Source organism: Methylobacterium sp. J-118, assembly GCF_057836565.1.
This window is the reverse complement of sequence record NZ_JBYQFA010000001.1, coordinates 1,133,845-1,152,155: the sequence shown is the minus strand read 5'-3', so window position 1 is coordinate 1,152,155 and position 18,311 is coordinate 1,133,845. Positions and strand designations below refer to the sequence as shown.

At 69.1% G+C, this 18,311-nt stretch carries 16 protein-coding genes; 5 read left to right on the top strand and 11 right to left on the bottom strand.

All coding sequences use genetic code 11. The annotated features are described in order from the left end of the window. Positions 1-21 precede the first annotated feature (21 nt). The 3 genes from AC3IF3_RS05590 (at position 22) to AC3IF3_RS05580 (ending at position 1,608) form a co-directional block, all read left to right on the top strand. Positions 22-270, top strand: coding sequence for a hypothetical protein (locus tag AC3IF3_RS05590; RefSeq protein ID WP_489227739.1), 249 nt, complete (start codon positions 22-24; stop codon positions 268-270). Between the two features lie 4 nt (positions 271-274). Further along, on the top strand, positions 275-496 hold the full coding sequence (locus AC3IF3_RS05585) for a hypothetical protein (RefSeq protein WP_489227737.1): 222 nt from the start codon (positions 275-277) through the stop codon (positions 494-496). Positions 497-720: 224 nt separating this feature from the next. Next, entirely contained in the window at positions 721-1,608 is an 888-nt protein-coding gene (locus tag AC3IF3_RS05580) for a cation diffusion facilitator family transporter (protein ID WP_489227735.1), read from the top strand. A gap of 10 nt (positions 1,609-1,618) precedes the next feature. On the opposite strand, the gene AC3IF3_RS05575 is transcribed toward AC3IF3_RS05580, so the two are convergent. From AC3IF3_RS05575 to coxB, 10 genes are all read right to left on the bottom strand, one after another. Next, positions 1,619-2,875, bottom strand: a complete 1,257-nt coding sequence (locus AC3IF3_RS05575; protein ID WP_489227733.1) for an SfnB family sulfur acquisition oxidoreductase — start codon at positions 2,873-2,875, stop codon at positions 1,619-1,621. A 40-nt stretch (positions 2,876-2,915) separates the two neighbouring features. Then, positions 2,916-4,031, bottom strand: a complete 1,116-nt coding sequence (gene sfnG, locus AC3IF3_RS05570) for a dimethylsulfone monooxygenase SfnG (protein ID WP_489227731.1) — start codon at positions 4,029-4,031, stop codon at positions 2,916-2,918. A gap of 301 nt (positions 4,032-4,332) precedes the next feature. Then, on the bottom strand, positions 4,333-5,094 hold the full coding sequence (locus tag AC3IF3_RS05565; protein ID WP_489227729.1) for an SURF1 family protein: 762 nt from the start codon (positions 5,092-5,094) through the stop codon (positions 4,333-4,335). Next, a complete protein-coding gene (locus tag AC3IF3_RS05560) occupies positions 5,091-5,465 on the bottom strand; it encodes a DUF983 domain-containing protein (protein WP_489220032.1) in 375 nt (124 codons plus the stop codon). The genes AC3IF3_RS05565 and AC3IF3_RS05560 overlap by 4 nt, the downstream gene beginning before the upstream one ends. A gap of 145 nt (positions 5,466-5,610) precedes the next feature. Beyond that, positions 5,611-6,471, bottom strand: a complete 861-nt coding sequence (locus AC3IF3_RS05555) for a cytochrome c oxidase subunit 3 (protein ID WP_243964998.1) — start codon at positions 6,469-6,471, stop codon at positions 5,611-5,613. Between the two features lie 154 nt (positions 6,472-6,625). Continuing rightward, complete coding sequence (locus tag AC3IF3_RS05550) at positions 6,626-7,237, bottom strand: cytochrome c oxidase assembly protein (RefSeq protein ID WP_489227727.1); 612 nt, start codon at positions 7,235-7,237, stop codon at positions 6,626-6,628. A gap of 10 nt (positions 7,238-7,247) precedes the next feature. After that, positions 7,248-7,412 (bottom strand): hypothetical protein, encoded by a 165-nt coding sequence (locus AC3IF3_RS05545; RefSeq protein ID WP_243965001.1) that lies wholly within the window; start codon positions 7,410-7,412, stop codon positions 7,248-7,250. Between the two features lie 5 nt (positions 7,413-7,417). Next, positions 7,418-8,368, bottom strand: a complete 951-nt coding sequence (locus AC3IF3_RS05540) for a heme o synthase (protein WP_243965004.1) — start codon at positions 8,366-8,368, stop codon at positions 7,418-7,420. A 201-nt stretch (positions 8,369-8,569) separates the two neighbouring features. After that, positions 8,570-10,198 carry a cytochrome c oxidase subunit I gene (gene ctaD / locus AC3IF3_RS05535; protein ID WP_243965008.1) on the bottom strand — a complete coding sequence of 543 codons (1,629 nt, stop codon included), beginning with the start codon at positions 10,196-10,198 and terminating at the stop codon, positions 8,570-8,572. Positions 10,199-10,248: 50 nt separating this feature from the next. After that, positions 10,249-11,088, bottom strand: a complete 840-nt coding sequence (coxB, locus tag AC3IF3_RS05530) for a cytochrome c oxidase subunit II (protein ID WP_489227725.1) — start codon at positions 11,086-11,088, stop codon at positions 10,249-10,251. A 248-nt stretch (positions 11,089-11,336) separates the two neighbouring features. Between coxB and fdhD the strand changes: the two genes are divergently transcribed. Next, entirely contained in the window at positions 11,337-12,176 is an 840-nt protein-coding gene (gene fdhD, locus AC3IF3_RS05525; protein ID WP_489227724.1) for a formate dehydrogenase accessory sulfurtransferase FdhD, read from the top strand. A gap of 4 nt (positions 12,177-12,180) precedes the next feature. Here the strand turns inward: fdhD and AC3IF3_RS05520 are convergent, their stop codons facing one another. After that, positions 12,181-13,023: a hypothetical protein gene (locus tag AC3IF3_RS05520; protein WP_489231247.1), complete on the bottom strand. Its 843-nt coding sequence runs from the start codon at positions 13,021-13,023 to the stop codon at positions 12,181-12,183. Between the two features lie 556 nt (positions 13,024-13,579). Here AC3IF3_RS05520 and gltB point away from each other — a divergent pair. Beyond that, positions 13,580-18,295: a glutamate synthase large subunit gene (gene gltB, locus AC3IF3_RS05515; RefSeq protein WP_489227722.1), complete on the top strand. Its 4,716-nt coding sequence runs from the start codon at positions 13,580-13,582 to the stop codon at positions 18,293-18,295. Positions 18,296-18,311: the final 16 nt, after the last annotated feature.

Below are 18,311 nucleotides of genomic sequence, written 5' to 3'. Positions count from 1 at the left end.
GAGATGCGAGACGCCCCGCCGATGCCCTGGTACGCCGTGCGACCCCGCGACGACGCCGATCCCCGCTGGCCCCTGCCGGGGAAGCCGGAGATCGTCCTGAAGGCTGCGGGTCCGGACGAGGCCCGGGCGAAGTTCGAGGAGGCCTATCCGAGCCAGCCCTTCGGCAGCCCGTCCATGCCGGTGCCGGATACCGGCGCCGGCAGCTTCCGTGGGGATCCGGAGGCGCTGGTCGTGTCCGAGACGGGCGAGCCGCCCGCACCGCAGGATTAGGGTCATGGCAGCCCCCGACCGCCCCCGGCGGGTGACCCTCGATGGGCAGCTCCTCGGCTACTGGGAGCGCGAGGCCCTGCGCCTCGAAGCCCTGGCGGGCGCCGCGCGCTTCGCCTGGCAGCGCCGCCGGTTCCAGCGCAAGGCGGAGGCGGCCCGTGCGAAGGCGGCGCCCAGCCGCCAGCGCGAGGCCGAGCGCAGTCCGGAATCGGGGACGAACCCGTCTTAGGCATCGTCCCGAACAGTGTGGCCCTCGCCATCCTGGGCGACACGCGGAAGCCCTTCCGAGAGGTGGCGGTACTGCAACGTGCAGAGAGCCCGCGCCCGATAACCGAGGGTTCCAAGTCGGTTCTTAGCCCAGGCTAAGATCCTTTCGACAGCGTCGAACCTTTGCCGTGGCCTGGGGCCAGCTTCATGCCGTATGGGCGCGCCGACCCCTGATCGGCACTGCCCATGGACCGCACCCAGAAAGCCGCACTCCTCAGCGCCGGCATCGGCCTCGCCGTCACGGCCCTGAAATTCTACGCCGCGTGGCTCACCGGCAGCCTCGCGCTGTACTCGGACGCGCTGGAGAGCATCATCAACGTCGTGGCGGCGATCGGCGCCTTCGTGGCCCTGCGAGTCGCGGCGCGCCCCGCGGACGAGGACCACCCCTACGGACACCACAAGGCCGAGTTCTTCTCAGCGGTCATCGAAGGCGCCTTGATTGCCGTGGCCGCGCTCATGATCCTGCGCGAATCCTTCTATGGACTGCTCGCCCCCCAGCCCCTGGACGCGCCGGCCGTGGGTGTGGCGATCAATTTCGGGGCCGGGATCATCAACGCGGCCTGGGCCGTGGCCCTGATGCGCTGGGGTCGGCGGTGGCGTTCGCCGGCCCTGATCGCCGACGCGCGCCATGTCTTCTCGGACGTCGTGACGTCCTGCGGCGTCCTGATCGGCGTCGGCGCCGTGGCGATGACGGGATATCCGGTTCTCGACCCCCTCGTGGCCGGCCTGGTCGCGCTCAACATCCTGTGGTCCGGGTTCCGCATGGTGCGCGAATCGGTGGATGGCCTCATGGATCGGGCGGCCCCGCACGAGATGGTGACCCAGATCCGGGCGCTGATCTCCCAGCATGGGGAAGGGGCTCTGGAGGCACACGACGTGCGCACGCGCGCCGCCGGCCAGGCCACCTTCATCGATTTCCACCTCGTGGTCCCCGGCGCCATGACCGTCGAGGAATCCCACGCGATCTGCGACCGACTCGAGACCGCCCTGGGCACGACCATTCCCGGGGCAGTGGTGACGATCCATGTCGAGCCCGGCGAGGAGGCCAAGGGCCACGGATTGCCGGTGCTCTGAACGCCCCCCGTCAGCTCCAGGCGTGCAGCGGCGGGGCGACGCCGTTCAGGGCGTGGTTGCCGACGATGGCGTATTTCCACCGGACCGGGTCGTGCAACGTATGCGTCCGGGCGTTGCGCCAGTGCCGGTCCAGGTTCTCGGCCGCCAAGGTCGAGCGCGTGCCCGAGAGCTCGAACAGCTTGTTGGAGGCCGCCAGGGCGACTTCGGTGGTCAGCACCTTCGCCTCGGCCACGGCGAGCTGGGCCGCCGCGACGGTCTCCGCGTCCGGCCGCGCCACCGCCGCGTCGAGGAGCAGACCGGCCCGGTCCAGCAGCGCCTCGGCGGCATGCTGGCGGATGGTCAGGTCGCCGACCGCGTGGATCGTGTAGGGATCGTCGGCGGCGCGCTCCAAACCGCTGTCGACCCAGGGTCGCGCCTTGTCGCGGACGAAGCGGATCGTGTCGTCCAGAGCCTCCCGGCCGATCCCCGCATCCACGGCCGCCTGGATGATCTGGAACACCGCACCGTCGGCGGCCGGTGCCGCGTAGCCCTTCCAGGCGGGCACCAGATGCGTCTTGGGCACGCGCACGTCCTCGATCAGCACGGTGCCGCTCGCTGTGCCGCGCTGGCCGAAGCTCGACCAATCGTCGATGACGGTCAGGCCCGGCGCATCCCGCGCGGCGATGGCGTACCAGGCGCGGCCCTCCTCATCGAGGGCGACGATCGGAACGCGGTGGGCGAGGAGCGCGCCGGTCGCGTAGAATTTCTGGCCGCGGACCACGACGTGGTCGCCGTGATCTGTGAACCGGGTGTCGAAGTCGGCCGCCCGCTTGGTCCCCCGCTCCGAGAACGCGTTGCCGAATCGCGTTCCGCGCAGGATCTCGCTGAACAGCAGCCGCTGCTGCGCGTCGTCCGAGACGGTCCGGATCGCCGCCACGATGCCGAGATGGTTCTGCGCGATCTGCGCGATGGCGGGATCGGCCGCCGCAATGATCGCGATCACCTGCGCCAGCGTCCGGTAGGACAGTTCGGGGCCGCCATGGGCGCGCGGCACGTTGATCGACCACAGCCCGCTCTGCGAGAAGGCGTCGAGTTCGGCCAGCGGCCGCACGGCGCCGCGGTCGCGCTCCGAGGCGCCCCGACGGAAATCATCCGCCAGGCCCCGCGCGACGGCGAGCGCCTCGGTCTCGCCACGGATCACATGGGCCGGGGCGGGCGGCCGCACCGGGCCGGGCGCGCCGCGGCCGCCGTGCGGTTCGAGGGTTCGTGCGTCGACCGCGATAGTCATGGCTCACTCCGGGCAAGCAGGGGAACGCGTCGCGGATCGGTCATGCCGCCTCCGCGCGCCGGGCCCGGGCGGCCTCCAGGGCGCGGACCCGCGGGATCACGTGCGCACCGAAATACGCCACCTCCTCCTGGAAATGCAGGAAGCCCAGGAGGGCGAGGTCGGCCCCGGCATCCTTGAGATCCAGGATCCGCTCGGCGATCTGGTCGGGCGTGCCGATCAGGTTGCTCCGGAAGCCGTCATTGTACTGAACGAGATCCTCGAAGCTGGATTTCGCCCAATTGCCCTCGCCCTCGGGTGAGGCCTTGCCGGCGTTCTTGACCTCGTGGCCGAAGGCCTTCACGGCGTCCGGGTCGGCGTGATCGATGATCTCCCGGAGGACGGCGCGGGCTTCCTCTTCGGTGTCCCGGGCGATGACGAAGGCGTTGACGCCGATCCGCGGGCTGTTGCCGCTCTGCGCCGCCTTGGCTCGGATATCCTCGACCTGGATGCGGATATTGTCCGGCGTGTTGCCGTTGGTGAAGTACCAGTCGGGGACGCGGGCCGCCATGTCGCGCGCCGCCCGCGAGGAACCGCCCTGGAAGATCTCCGGAAGCGGCTGCGGCGGCTTCGGCTTCAACGTGTAGTCGCTATAGCGATAGAAATCGCCGCGGAAGGTGAAGTTGTCCTGCGTCCAGATCCCGCGCAGGCTGCGGATGAACTCCTCCGAGCGGCGGTAACGCTCGTCGTGATCGAGCCAGGGCTCGCCGATGGCGCGGAACTCACCCGAGAACCAGCCCGACACGATGTTGACCGCGACGCGACCCTCGGTGAGCTGGGCGATCGTGGCGATCTGCTTGGCCGCGAGCGTCGGGTTCCAGGGGCCGGGCAGGATCGCGGCGATGACCTTGAGCGTCGTGGTCGCCGCCAGCAGCGCATGGCTGAACGCCACCGATTCGTGCTGATACTCGGCGCCGTATCCGGCGGTGAAGCGGATCTGCGTCAGGGCGTAGTCGAAACCGGCCTTCTCGGCGATCTGCGCCAGCGTCCGGTTATACGCGGCTTCCCAACTCGTCCGCTGCGGGATCTTGCTGATCACCAGGCCCCCCGAGACGTTGGGCACCCAATAGGCGAAGCGGATCGGCTCGCGCTCTGCGTCTGCACTCTGATAGCTGGTCATCCGGCGCTCCCTGGCCTGCGCGGCACGTCGTGCGGCGTCACCCTTGGTCGATCGCCGTGAACTGAATACACAATTCAGAAAATCGGCCGATCGCTCAAGACAATTGAAAATATTCCAGCCCCGGCTGCGCGGGTCAAAGGAACAGGTTGCTGTTTTGAGTGCGCCGGCGGCGACGTTCTTCTTCGCAGAACGGCGATCGGACCAGATTTGTCTCGGAGCCGACAACCGGCGGCCGATGGTGGGACGGCGACGCGAATCTCGGGAACGGTGCGGCGCCGTTCCCCTGCCCGAGACGAGACCGCTAAGCGGCGCGCGGCGTATCGGTCTCATGCAGGCGCCGCCACGCGAAGACCGAGAAGACCCCGATCAGGCACGCGGCGAGACCGAACCACGTGAACGCGTATTGCAGGTGGTTGTTGGGCAGGTCGACCCGCAGCTGTCCGCCGCGCGGCCAGGAGATCTGGCTCGGCACCGCATCGGCCTCGATCAGGTACGGTGCAACCTCCGGGACGCCGCGGGCGGCGGCGATGCCGGCAACATCGCGGTTGAACCATTCGCCGCGGGCAGGGTCTGCCTCCGGGACGAACAGCCCACGGGGCTCGCTGGCGCGCAGGATGCCGGTGACGGTCGTCGGGCCCTCGATCAGGCCGTCCCGCCGGTCGGATTGCGCCTTCAACTCGGTCGGCACGAAGCCGCGATTGATCAGCACCATGCCGCCGTCCGCCCGCTCGAAGGGCGTCAGCACGTAATACCCCTGGAGGGCCCGGCCCGGCGTCTCGCCGGCGGCGAGGCCGTGGACCAGGGTCTCCCGGTCGTTGAGGAAGTGGCCGGAGACCTGCACGTGGCGGAACTCGTCGCGGGCGGGATCCCAGGCGGCCGGTACGGGGGGCGCCGCCGGTTCGGCCCGCGTCTGCCGCACGATCCGGGCGATGAGATCCTCCTTCCAGGCCCGGCGTTCGATCTGCCAGGTGCCGAGACTCAGGAGGATCGCCAGGGCGATCAGGGATGCGAGACCGGGCGCGATCAGGTCGCGCCACGGGCCCCGGGACGCCGCCGCACTCACAGCTCGAAGCGCCCCTGCTCGGCCTTGTTGCTGAACTGCAGGGCGACCAGCATACCCTTGAGCGGCCGGACCAGGATCAGGCTGAGACCGACCGACAACGTCGTGGCGACCAGGGCGTGGACCCAGATCGGTGGCTCGTAGGTGATCTCCAGCCACAGGGCGAGGCCGACCACGATCAGGCCGACGATCGACATCACGAAGAAGGCCGGACCGTCGGCCGAATCGAACTTCGCGTAGTCGAGCCCGCAGGCCTCGCAGGACGGGCGCAGGGTCAGGAACCCCTTGAACAGGTGCCCCTCACCGCAGCGCGGGCAACGGCCCCGCAGGCCCGTGGGGATCGGCGGCGGCGGCGAATAGGTGCGTTGGTCCACGGGCACACTCCAGACCGATCCGAGGGGCCGCGACCGCGCCGCGTCCGGGTCGTCGCCCTCGATATGGGGATTCGCGGAACCAGGACACGAAAAAGGGCGGCCGGAGCCGCCCTTCGCAGGTCCGCCATGCAGCGGGAGGGGCCTCTCAGTGGGCGGCGCCGTGGAAGACGCCCGAGCCCCACACGTAGATGGCGGCGAACAGGAACAGCCAGACCACGTCGACGAAGTGCCAGTACCAAGCCGCGAACTCGAAGCCGAGGTGCTGGCGCGGGGTGAACTGCCCCGCATAGGCCCGGAACAGGCACACCGCCAGGAAGATCGTGCCGATGATCACGTGGGCACCGTGGAAGCCGGTCGCCATGAAGAAGGTCGACGAGTAGATGCTGCCCGCGAAGGCGAACTCGGCATGGCTGTACTCGTAGGCCTGGCAGGCGGTGAACAGCGCGCCGAGGATGATGGTCAGCCACAGGCCGTATTTCAGCCCCTTGCGGTCACCCTCCAGCATCGCGTGGTGCGCCCAGGTCACGGTGGTGCCCGAGGTCAGCAGGATCAGGGTGTTGAGGAGCGGCAGGTGCCAGGGGTCGAACGCCTCGATGCCCTTGGGCGGCCAGACGCCGCCCGTGAACTCCACCCGCGACGCCTGGATCGGGTCGGCGGTGTAGAGCGCGGCCTCGAAATAGGCCCAGAACCACGCCACGAAGAACATCACCTCCGAGGCGATGAACATCATCATGCCGTAGCGGTGATGGAGCTGGACGACGCGGGTGTGGTCGCCCGAATTAGCCTCGTGCGCCACGTCCTTCCACCAGGAGAACATGGTGTAGAGGACGCCGAGCGCCCCGGCGCCGAAGATGTAGGGGCCCGGGGTCAGGGTGCCGATCTGGAGGCTCTTCATCCAGAATACGGCGCCGAAGGCCATCAGGAAGCCCGAGAACGCCCCGATCAGCGGCCAGGGACTCGGGCTCAGGATGTGAAAGTCGTGATTCTTGGCGTGCGCCTCGGCCATCGTCCCGTCGCTCCTCACCCGCGCGCCCTGCGCCGTTCCCGGCTTCCGGCCGCACGCTGCTGGCTGTTTGCTCTTGGCCGGGCGCGGCACGGACCTCGCCCAAGCTTGTCCGCACGTTTAGTCGGTGCGGGCCCGTGTTGTCACGCGCCCGCGATCAGAAATCCCGCTTCGCCCCCGTCGGCGCCGAATTGGCCACCGCCGCCGTGACCGGCTGGCCGTTCTTGGCCGCGAAGTAGGTGTAGGAGAGCGTCATCTCCGAGAGATGCGCGGTGTTCGAATCATCGCGTACCGCCGGATCCACATAGAACACCACCGGCACGTCGAGGGTTTCGCCGGGCTGGAGCGTCTGCTCGTTGAAGCAGAAACAGGCGATCTTCACGAAGTAGCCGCCCATCAGACCGGGCTGGACGTTGAAGGTCGCGACGCCGGTCGTCGGCTTGGGGCCGGTGTTCTGCACCCGAAAGAACACCGTCTTGGTCTCGCCGAGCTTGGCCTCGACGCGATTCGCCTCCGGGGCGAACTTCCAGGGCAGGCCCGGCGCGACGTTGGTGTCGAAATGGACCACGATGCTGTCGTTGGCCCGGGCCGCGGAGGCGGCCAGCGCCGGACCCTGGCGGGGCGTGCCGTCGTAGCCGGTCGCCTTGCAGAAGGCGTCGTAGAGCGGCACCGACGCGAAGGCGAGGCCGACCATGCCGACCGCCAGACCGGCGCAGGCGATGGCGGTGCGCCGAGCGCCTTTTCCGACCTCCGAACGGGGTGCAGTCACAGCGGTCTCCTCAGAGCGGGCGACTCAGGATCTGCGGTCCGAGCTTCACGATCGTCAGGACGAAGAACAGCAGAACCCAGGCGCCGAGGGCCAGCGCGATCGCCACCGAGCGCTTCCGGCGGCGCGCCTCCTCCTCGGGGGTGAGGGGGCGGTACTGGATCTCGGGATCCGGCATGGCGCTCAGCCCAGGACCGGGTAGAACAGGTGGAAGCTCTGCTCCGCCAGAAGTGCCGAGAACAGCGCGAACAGGTACAGGATCGAGAAGCCGAACATGCCCAGGGCGGCACGCTTCTCGGCCTCGCCTGCGGTGTTGCGCAGGACGCGGATGCTGAAGGCGATCATGCCGAGGCCGCCCACGACCCCGATCACCCCGTAGATCAAACCGCCGAAGCCCAGTGCCACCGGGGCCAGCCCCAGGGGTGCCAGCACCAGCGAGTACCATACGATCTGCCGGCGGGTTGAGGCCGGGCCGGCGACGTTCGGCATCATCGGGATGCCGGCGCGGGCGTATTCCTCGGCCTTGATCAGGGCCAGCGCCCAGAAATGCGGCGGGGTCCAGATGAAGATGATGGCGAACAGGACCAGGGATTCGATCCCCACCGAGCCGGTGACCACCGCCTGCCCGATCACCGGGGGGAGGGCGCCCGCCGCGCCGCCGATGACGATGTTCTGGGCGGTCGCCCGCTTCAGCCACATCGAGTAGACCACCGCGTAGAACACGATGGTGAAGGCCAGGAGCCCGGCGGCCAGGACGTTCGCCGCGAGGCCGAGCACCAGGACCGAGGCCACCGAGAGGAACAGCCCGAAGCCCAGGGCCTCCTCGGAGGAGATCCGGCCCGCCGGGATCGGCCGCGTGGCGGTGCGGCTCATCACGGCGTCGATATCGGCGTCCCACCACATGTTCAGGCACCCGGAGGCGCCCGCACCCACCGCGATGGCGAGGAGCGAGATCGCGCCGATCGCCGGCTGCACGTGGCCCTGCGAGACGACCATGCCGACCAGCGCGGTGAAGATGACGAGGATCATCACCCGCGGCTTGAGCAGGGCGAAATAGTCCGGCACGTCCCCGCCGGCGGCCGAGAGGGCCGGGGCCGGACCGTCCCGTCCGATGGTGTTCGTCAGGCTCGTCATCGCGTCTGCTGCTGTTGTGTCGGTGCCCGGCCGCGCGCGTCACGGCCGGGTCGAAATTGGAGATCGACGTGTTTCAAGGTTGGGCGCGAGCGGGGCCCTCGGCCCCTGCGATTCGCCCTCAGCGCTCGCCCTTGCCGGGAGGTCGGCGACCGGCCTCCGGGGAAGGGCGAGGGCCGCGGATGCGGCCCTCGCGGACATCGATCAATGCGCGCCCGGCTCGTCGACGATGCGGGGCAGCGTCTCGAACTGGTGGAACGGGGGCGGGGAGGGCAGCGTCCATTCCAGGGTGGTTGCGCCTTCGCCCCAGGGATTGTCCGCGGCCCGCTCCTTGGAGCGGAAGGCGAGGACCACGCCGATCACGAACACGAACATGCCCAGGCCGAAGATGTGGCCGCCGTAGGTCGAGACCTTGTGCCAGCCCGCGAAGGCGTCCGGGTAGTCGGCGTAACGCCGCGGCATGCCGGCGAGGCCGAGGAAGTGCATCGGGAAGAACAGGACGTTCGCGCCGATGAAGGCCAGCCAGAAGTGCAGCTTGCCGGCCCATTCCGGGATGATGCGGCCGGTCATCTTCGGGAACCAGTAATAGACGCCGGCGAAGATGATGAACACCGCGCCGAGCGACAGCACGTAGTGGAAGTGCGCCACGACGTAGTAGGTGTCGTGGAGGTACTTATCGACCGCCGAGTTCGCGAGCACGACGCCGGTCACGCCGCCGACCGTGAACAGGAAGATGAAGCCCACCGCCCAGTGCATGGCCGCGGTGAAGCGGATCGAGCCGCCCCACATGGTGGCGATCCACGAGAAGATCTTCACGCCGGTCGGGACCGCGATCACCATCGTGGCGAACACGAAGTAGGACTGCGTCTGCAGCGAGAGGCCGACCGTGTACATGTGGTGGGCCCACACGACGAAGCCGACGACGCCGATCGCCACCATGGCGTAGGCCATCGCGAGGTAGCCGAAGACCGGCTTGCGCGAGAAGGTGGCGATGATGTGCGAGACGATGCCGAAGGCCGGCAGGATCATGATGTAGACTTCGGGGTGACCGAAGAACCAGAACAGGTGCTGGTACAGGATCGGGTCGCCGCCGCCGGCCGGGTCGAAGAAGGTCGTGCCGAAGTTGCGGTCCGTGAGCAGCATCGTGATGGCGCCGGCGAGCACCGGCAGCGACAGCAGCAACAGGAACGCGGTCACCAGCTCGGCCCAGGCGAAGAGCGGCATCTTGTGCAGCGTCATCCCCGGGGCGCGCATGTTCAGGATCGTGGTGATGAAGTTGATCGCCCCCAGGATCGAGCCGGCACCCGAGAGGTGCAGGGCGAAGATCGCGAAGTCCACGGCCGGGCCGGGATGGCCGGCGGTCGAGAGCGGCGGGTAGACGGTCCAGCCGGTGCCGGCGCCGGAGGCGCCCGGGGCGCCCTCGACGAACAGCGAGCAGAGCAGCGAGCAGAAGCCGGCCACCGTCAGCCAGAAGGAGATGTTGTTCATCCGCGGGAACGCCATGTCGGGCGCGCCGATCATGAGCGGGACGAACCAGTTGCCGAAGCCGCCGATCAGGGCCGGCATCACCATGAAGAACACCATGATGAGGCCGTGGCCCGTGACGAACACGTTGTAGGTCGCGGGGTTCGAGAAATACTGCAGCCCGGGCTGCTCCATCTCCATTCGGATGCCGAAGGAGAGGAACGCGCCGATCATGCCGGCGCAGAAGGCGAACAGCAGATAGAGGGTGCCGATGTCCTTGTGGTTCGTCGACAGGAACCACCGGGCGAAGAACGACGGCTTGTGGTCGTGGACCTCGTGGGCCTCGGCATGGGCTGCGGCTGTAGCCATGGTTTCGGATGCCTTGTGGATCTGATGGGTTCGGATCGGTCAGCCGGGGCTCAGCGCGCCTCGGCGAGGCTCGTGCCGGTGTCGTTGCGGGCGTACTTGGTCTTGGCCTCCTTCAGCCAGTCGGCATAGGCCTGCTCGCTGACCACGCGGACCACGATCGGCATGTAGGCGTGCCGCTGGCCGCACAGCTCAGAGCACTGGCCGTGGAAGGTGCCTTCCTTGTCGGCCTTGAACCACATCTGGTTGAGGCGGCCGGGGACCGCGTCGATCTTGAAGCCGAAGGACGGCATCGCCCAGGAATGCAGCACGTCCGCTGCCGTGACCTGGATCTTCACGATCTTGCCGATCGGCACCACCATCTCGTTGTCGGCCTGCAGAAGGCGCGGCTGCTTGTCCTCGTCGATGTTGGCATCGAAGGTGAAGCCGCCGCCGGCCTCGGTCTGCGGATACTCGTAGGACCAGTACCAGGCATGACCGATGACCTTGACCATCATGTCGGCCTTCGGGTCCGAGAGCTGCGTGCGCAGGAGGCGGAACGAGGGAATCGCCACGGCGACCAGAATCAGCACCGGGACGATCGTCCAGGCGATCTCGATAGCGGTGTTGTGGGTGGTGCGCGAGGGCGTCGGGTTGCGCTTCTCGCCGAAGCGGAAGATGCACCACAGGATCAGCCCGAGCACGAAGACGGAGATCGCCAGCGACAGCCAGTGCAGGCCGATCTCGAAGCTGAGGATATCCCGGGCGTTCTCGGTGACCGGGATCTGCCGGCTCATCTCCCACGGCACCGGCTGGCCGAAGCCGCCGGCCTGTGCGCCGGTTGACGGTAAGAGCAGGGCGCCGAGAGCGGCGAGGCTCCAGAGTGACCGGTTGATCGTCCGCACCGTCCGCATCTGCCTCTCGTGGCTCCCCTGGCTGTCTGGCTCCCGCCGGACCGTCCGTCCCGATCCCGGGCGGGATTGTTCCGACGTGACGGAGTACCGGTTGTGTCACCCGGCATTATCCGACCGGGGCTTCAGACCACAAGGGCCGTCGAGGTGCAACCGCACAAGCGTCGCATCGCACGCTTTCCGGCCGGTCCGTGCCATTGCCTCCCCGGTGCGGTGACGGATAGCTGTGCGCGACGCCACCGGAGGGCCGCATGTCGAGCGACACCGATCATCGCCCCCCCGGCCTGCCGCCCTGCGCGGTGGACGTGCCCATGCGGGTGGTCGCCTATACCGGGGCCGAGCAACGGTCCGGAACCCGGGCCCTGGCGGTCGAGACCCCCGTCAATCTCGTCTACGGCAGCGTGCCCCACGCCGTGATGATGGCCACGCCGGCCGATCTCGCGGATTTCGCCTATGGGTTCAGCCTGACCGAGGGGATCATCGAGGATGCCGCGGAAATCCGCGGGACGCGGGTCGAGGCCGGACCGGAGGGGCTGCGCCTGCATGTCGATCTGGCCCCGGGCCGGCTCCGCGAGCACCTCGCCCGCAAGCGTGCGATCAGCGGCCGCACCGGCTGCGGCGTGTGCGGCATCGAGGATCTGGCCGACTTGCCGCGGGCCGCGATGCGGGCGGCGGCGGACCTGCGGGTCCCGTTGCCGGCGATCGCCCGCGCCCTCGCGGGACTCGACGCGGCGCAGACGCTCGGTGCGGAGACGCGGGCGGTCCACGCCGCGGCCTGGGCTGAGCTCGACGGCAGCCTCGTCGCCGTGCGCGAGGATGTCGGCCGCCACAACGCCCTCGACAAGCTGATCGGCGCCCTGATGCGCTCGGAGATGCGGGCGGACCGGGGATTCCTGGTGATCACCAGCCGCTGCTCGTTCGAGATGGTCGAGAAGGCCGCCCGTCTCGGGGCGGCCGTGATCGTGGCGATCTCGGCGCCGACCTCCCTGGCGTTGGAACGCGCCCGGGCGCACGGGATCACCCTCTGCGCCATCGCCCGCGCCGACACGGTCACGGTTTTCACCGGCGCGGAGCGGCTCGCCGACGCGTAGCGCGCTATTGCGCCGCGGCCGGCTCCTTCTCCGACGGACCCGGGACGATGGTGGCGCCGCCGATCACCCGGACGGGCTTCCGGTCGGTGGGCGGGTCCTTCCAGTCCTTGGCGGCAGGCTTGGCCGCCTCGGCCACGGCGCCCTCGGCTGGCGTGACCGGATTGGCCACGGGGGCGGCGGGACTCGCCGACGGCGCCTTCTCGATCGCCGCCGACTTGGTCTCGGGCGTCACGCTTTGAGCGGCGTCGGCGGGGGCGATCTTCGGGGCCGGCGCCTCGGGCGAGGCGCGATGGATCGCGCGCAACTCGGGCGCCCGCGGCGGTACGGCGCGTGCGACTTTCCGCGGCGGCAGGCTCCGACCGGCACTGTCGGGGTTGAGGCCGTCGGGGCCGCCCTCCGGCCGGAGGGCTTCGCCGGACGGCCGGTGCGGGAGCCGCAGGGCCGGGACCTCCCCGGGCGCGCGCGGAATCGGCCGGCGCACGTCCTCCTCCTCGGTCCAGCCGAAGCCGGGGGTGGGGCGTTCCAGGCGCGCATAGGTGTCGGGGGCGCCGAGCCGCTGTTGGCCCACGATCCCCCCGCTGGCAGGGTCGACGAACAGCCGCATCGGCGCGCCCGCCGGGCTGACCGCCTCGACCACATAGACGCGGCCGTCGTAGCGCGGCCGGCTCAGTCCGGTGAACCCTTGGTCGGCGAGGCGCCACGCCACGACCCGCGGGGGCATCACCTCTTCCTCGAAGAACTGGGCACTGGCGTCGTGGCCGAGGCCCAGAAGGGCGCACCCGGACAGGAGCGCGGCGCAGAGCGTCCGGGTCGTGGTCGTCCGCAGGCGTGCCGCCGTCCTGATCATCGTCACTCTTGTGCGTTCCCGTTCTGGAGACCCGGCAGAGTGTCCGGTCCCGGCATGGTCCGGGCCGGTGAACCCGGACCTCGACCATGCCGGCGAGGTCGTTGCCCCGCATGCCGCTTGTGCTCGGCCCGGTGGGTAGAGCGTGCGATTCGGGCGAGATTGCGGAGGCCGGGTCCGGGGCCCGGACCGCACCATGGAACCCAGCGTCGACGGTCTCTTGCTGAAAGCATTTCAATCTGGCAATTTCGCGACTTAGGACAGCACAACTGTCCCATCGGCCGTGCACCCCGGCCGTCTCCGACTCGCGCGCAGGCGAGACATCCGGCAGACGGATACGGGCGCGCCAGTGCACCGCTCCCCGAGCGGTCGGGGTCCTCGATGAATGCAAGCTGCTGGACGTGTCCCCGTGGACCGGCCGGATGGCCTGCGACATGAGGTCGGAGCGACTGGTGCCGACGGCCTGCGGGCACGAAACATGCTCGCAGCGTCAATGCGGGGTCCGTCTAGGGGCGACGCGTCCAGGGACGGACGAGGCGAGGGAAGGACGAATCGAAGCATGTCGCAACGCAGAGCTGCCGAAGTGCCCGCCGCTTCCCCGGTCGAGGCCACCGCCCCGCGCGGCGGTGCGATGCCGCTCATCGTGCGCGACCCGGCGCTGCCGGCCTCGCAGGGCGCCTACGACCCGGCCAACGAGCACGACGCCTGCGGCGTCGGCTTCATCGCCGACATGCACGACCGCCGCACCCACGCGATCGTCGCGCAGGGTCTGAAGATTCTCGAGAACCTCGACCACCGCGGCGCGGTCGGCGCCGACCCCAAGATGGGCGACGGCTGCGGCATCCTCACGCAGATCCCGCACGGCTTCTTCGCCGAGGAATGCTCGCGTCTCGGCTTCGAGCTGCCGCCGGCGGGCGCCTACGCCATCGGCCAGTTCTTCATGCCCAAGGCCGAGGAGCCCCGGGCGATCATCCAGGAGATCATCGAATCGGTCCTGGCCTCCGAGGGGCTTCCGCTGCTCGGCTGGCGCGACGTGCCGGTCGATCCGGAGGATCTCGGCGTGGCCGTGAAGGCGACCGAGCCGCATCACCGGCAGGTCTTCATCGGCCGCCCCGCCTCGGTGACCGATCAGGACGTGTTCGAACGCCGGGTCTACGTCGCCCGCAAGGTGATCTCCAACCGGGTCTACGGCCTCGACGACCCGCGGGTGAAGGAGTTCTATCCGGTCTCGGTCTCGACCCGGACCATCGTCTACAAGGGCATGGTACTGGTCACGCAGCTCGGCGGCTACTTCCTCGACCTGAAGGACGAGCGCTTCGTCTCGGCGATCGCGCTGGTGCACCAGCGCTTCGCCACCAACACCTTCCCGACCTGGCGCCTGTCGCACCCGTACCGGATGGTGGCCCATAACGGCGAGATCAACACGCTGCGCGGCAACGTCAACTGGATGGCGGCCCGGCAGGCGAGCGTCGATTCCGACCTGTTCGGCAACGACATCTCGAAGCTCTGGCCAATCTCCTACGAGGGCCAGTCCGACACCGCCTGTTTCGACAACGCCTTGGAGTTCCTGGTGCAGGGCGGCTACCCGCTCGCCCACGCGATGATGATGCTGATCCCGGAGGCCTGGGCCGGCAACCCGCTGATGAGCGAGGAGCGGCGCGCCTTCTACGAGTACCACGCCGCCCTGATGGAGCCCTGGGACGGACCGGCCGCCGTGGCCTTCACGGATGGCCGCCAGATCGGCGCGACCCTCGACCGCAACGGCCTGCGCCCGGCCCGCTACATCGTCACCGACGACGGCCTCGTGGTGCTCGCCTCCGAGATGGGCACCCTGCCGATTCCGGACGAGAAGATCGTCCAGTCCTGGCGCCTCCAGCCGGGCCGGATGCTCCTAATCGACCTCCAGAAGGGCCGGATCGTCTCCGACGAGGAGATCAAGGGCGAGCTCGCCGCCGCGCATCCGTATGCCGACTGGGTCAAGAACACCCAGATCGTGCTGGAGGATCTGCGTCCGGTGCAGCCGCGCGAGTCGCGCGGCGACGTCGGCCTGCTCGATCGCCAGCAGGCCTTCGGCTACACGCAGGAAGACCTCAAGCTGCTGATGCAGCCCATGGCGGTCACCGGCCAGGAAGCGGTCGGCTCGATGGGCACGGATACGCCGCTCTCGGCGCTCTCCGAGAAGTCGAAGCTGCTCTACACCTATTTCAAGCAGAACTTCGCGCAGGTGACCAACCCGCCGATCGACCCGATCCGCGAGGAGGCCGTGATGAGCCTCGTCTCGTTCATCGGTCCCCGGCCGAACCTGCTCGACATGGAGGGCGCGTCCCGGCGCAAGCGCCTGGAGGTCCGCCAGCCGATCCTCACCAACGCCGACCTCGAGAAGATCCGCTCGATCGGCCATTTCGAGGACCGGTTCGACACGAAGACCCTCGACACCACCTACCCGGCCGAGATGGGCGCTCAGGCCATGGACGGCGCCCTCGACCGGCTCTGCGACCGGGCCGAGGCGGCGGTGCGGGGCGGCTACAACATCATCGTGCTCACCGACCGGGCGGTCGGGCCGGACCGGATCCCGATCCCGGCCCTGCTGGCCACCGCCTCCGTGCACAATTACCTGATCCGCAAGGGCCTTCGGACCTCTGTCGGGCTCGTGGTCGAGTCCGGCGAGCCGCGCGAGGTGCATCACTTCGCCTGCCTGGCGGGCTACGGTGCCGAGGCGATCAATCCCTATCTCGCCTTCGAGACGCTGCTGGCGATGATGGACGAATTCCCGCCGGACCTCACCGACGACGAGGTCATCTACCGCTACGTCAAGGCGATCGATAAGGGGCTGCTGAAGGTGATGTCCAAGATGGGCATCTCCACCTACCAGTCCTATTGCGGGGCGCAGATCTTCGATGCGGTCGGCCTGAACTCGAAGTTCGTGAGCCGCGACTTCTTCGGGACCGCGACGACCATCGAGGGCGTCGGCATGGCCGAGGTCGCCGAGGAGACGGTGCGCCGTCACCGCGATGCCTTCGGCGATGCCCCGGTCTACCGCAACGCCCTCGATGTCGGCGGCGAGTACGCCTATCGGCTGCGCGGCGAGACCCACACCTGGACGCCCGACACCGTGGCGACGCTCCAGCACGCGGTGCGTCTCAACGTGCCCGCGCGCTATCGCGAGTTCGCGGGTTTGGTGAACCGCCAGGAGAACCAGCTCAAGACCCTGCGCGGCCTGTTCCGCATCAAGGGGGCGGAGGAGATCGGCCGCGCGCCGGTGCCAATCGACTCGGTCGAGCCGGCCTCCGAGATCGTGAAGCGCTTCGCCACCGGGGCGATGTCCTACGGCTCCATCTCCAAGGAGGCCCACGAGACGCTGGCCATCGCGCTGAACTCCTTCGGCGGCCGGTCGAATTCGGGCGAGGGCGGCGAGGAGGTCGAGCGGTTCAAGCCCCTGCCGGACGGGCGCTCGCGCCGGTCCGCGATCAAGCAGGTCGCCTCGGGCCGCTTCGGCGTCACGACGGAATATCTCGTCAATTCCGACATGATGCAGATCAAGGTCGCGCAGGGCGCCAAGCCCGGCGAGGGCGGCCAGCTGCCCGGCCACAAGGTCGACGCCAAGATCGCCAAGGTCCGCTACGCCACCCCGGGGGTCGGCCTGATCTCGCCGCCGCCGCACCACGACATCTACTCGATCGAGGATCTGGCTCAGCTGATCTTCGACCTGAAGAACGTGAACCCGGCGGCGGACGTCTCGGTGAAGCTCGTCTCCGAGGTCGGCGTCGGCACGGTGGCGGCGGGCGTCGCCAAGGCCCGGGCCGATCACATCACCATCTCGGGCTATGACGGCGGGACCGGCGCGGCGCCGCTGACCTCGCTCAAACACGCGGGCGGCCCCTGGGAGACCGGTCTGGCCGAGACCCAGCAGACCCTGGTGCTCAACGGCCTGCGTGGGCGCGTCGCCCTCCAGGCCGATGGCGGCATCCGGACCGGGCGTGACGTGGCCATCGCGGCCCTGCTCGGCGCCGACCAGATGGGCTTCTCCACGGCTCCGCTGATCGCGGCCGGCTGCATCATGATGCGCAAGTGCCACCTGAACACCTGTCCGGTGGGCGTCGCCACGCAGGATCCGGTGCTGCGCAAGCGCTTCAAGGGCACGCCCGAGCACGTGGTGAACTACTTCTTCTTCGTGGCCGAGGAGGTGCGGGAGATCCTGGCGTCGCTGGGCTTCACCAAGCTGGAGGAGGCGGTCGGCCGCTCGGACGTGCTCGACAAGGTCGCGGCGATCTCCCACTGGAAGGCGCGGGGGCTCGACTTCACCAAGCTGTTCCACCGGCCAAAGGTGGCCGAGGGCACGCCGATCCGGCACGTCGAGCGTCAGCACCACCCGATCGAGACGGTCCTGGACCGGCGCTTGATCGAGCGGGCCCGGCACGCCATCGAGACCGGGGAGCCGGTGGTCGTCACCGATACGATCCGCAATTCGGATCGGGCCGCCGGGGCGATGCTGTCCGGCATGGTGGCGAAGGCCCACGGCCACGAGGGCCTGCCCGACGACACCATCGTGGTGAAGCTCTCCGGCACCGCCGGCCAGAGCTTCGGCGCCTGGGTGGCGGCCGGCGTGACCATCGAGCTGACCGGCCACGGCAACGACTATGTCGGAAAGGGCCTGTCTGGCGGCAAGCTGATCATCCGGCCGAGCGACGCGCTCCGCTCCCCGGCGGACCGGACCATCATGGTCGGCAACACCGTGTTGTACGGGGCCATCGCCGGCGAGTGCTACATCCGCGGCTCCGCGGGCGAGCGCTTCGCCGTGCGCAACTCGGGCGCGATCACCGTGGTCGAAGGCATGGGCGACCATGGCTGCGAGTACATGACCGGCGGCGTCGTCGTGTCGATCGGCGAGACCGGGCGCAACTTCGCGGCCGGCATGTCGGGCGGCATCGCCTACGTGCTCGACGAGGACGGTTCGTTCTCGGCCCGCTGCAACCTGTCGATGGTCGATCTGGAGCCTGTCGAGGAGGAGGACGACCTGATGCGCCGTTTCCACCAGGACGGCGACCTTGAGACCAAAGGGCGCGTCGACATCCTGGCGAACATGTCCGGCCACGACGAGGAGCGGTTGAGCCAGCTCATCACCAACCACCTCAAGTACACGGGCAGCCCGCGGGCCAAGCAGATCCTCGACGACTGGGCACATTTCCGCACGCGGTTCGTCAAGGTGATGCCGGTCGAGTATCGGCGGGCCCTGCGCGAGATGGAGATGGCGCGGATGCCGGTGGCGGCGGAATAGGGAAGGCGAAAATCCC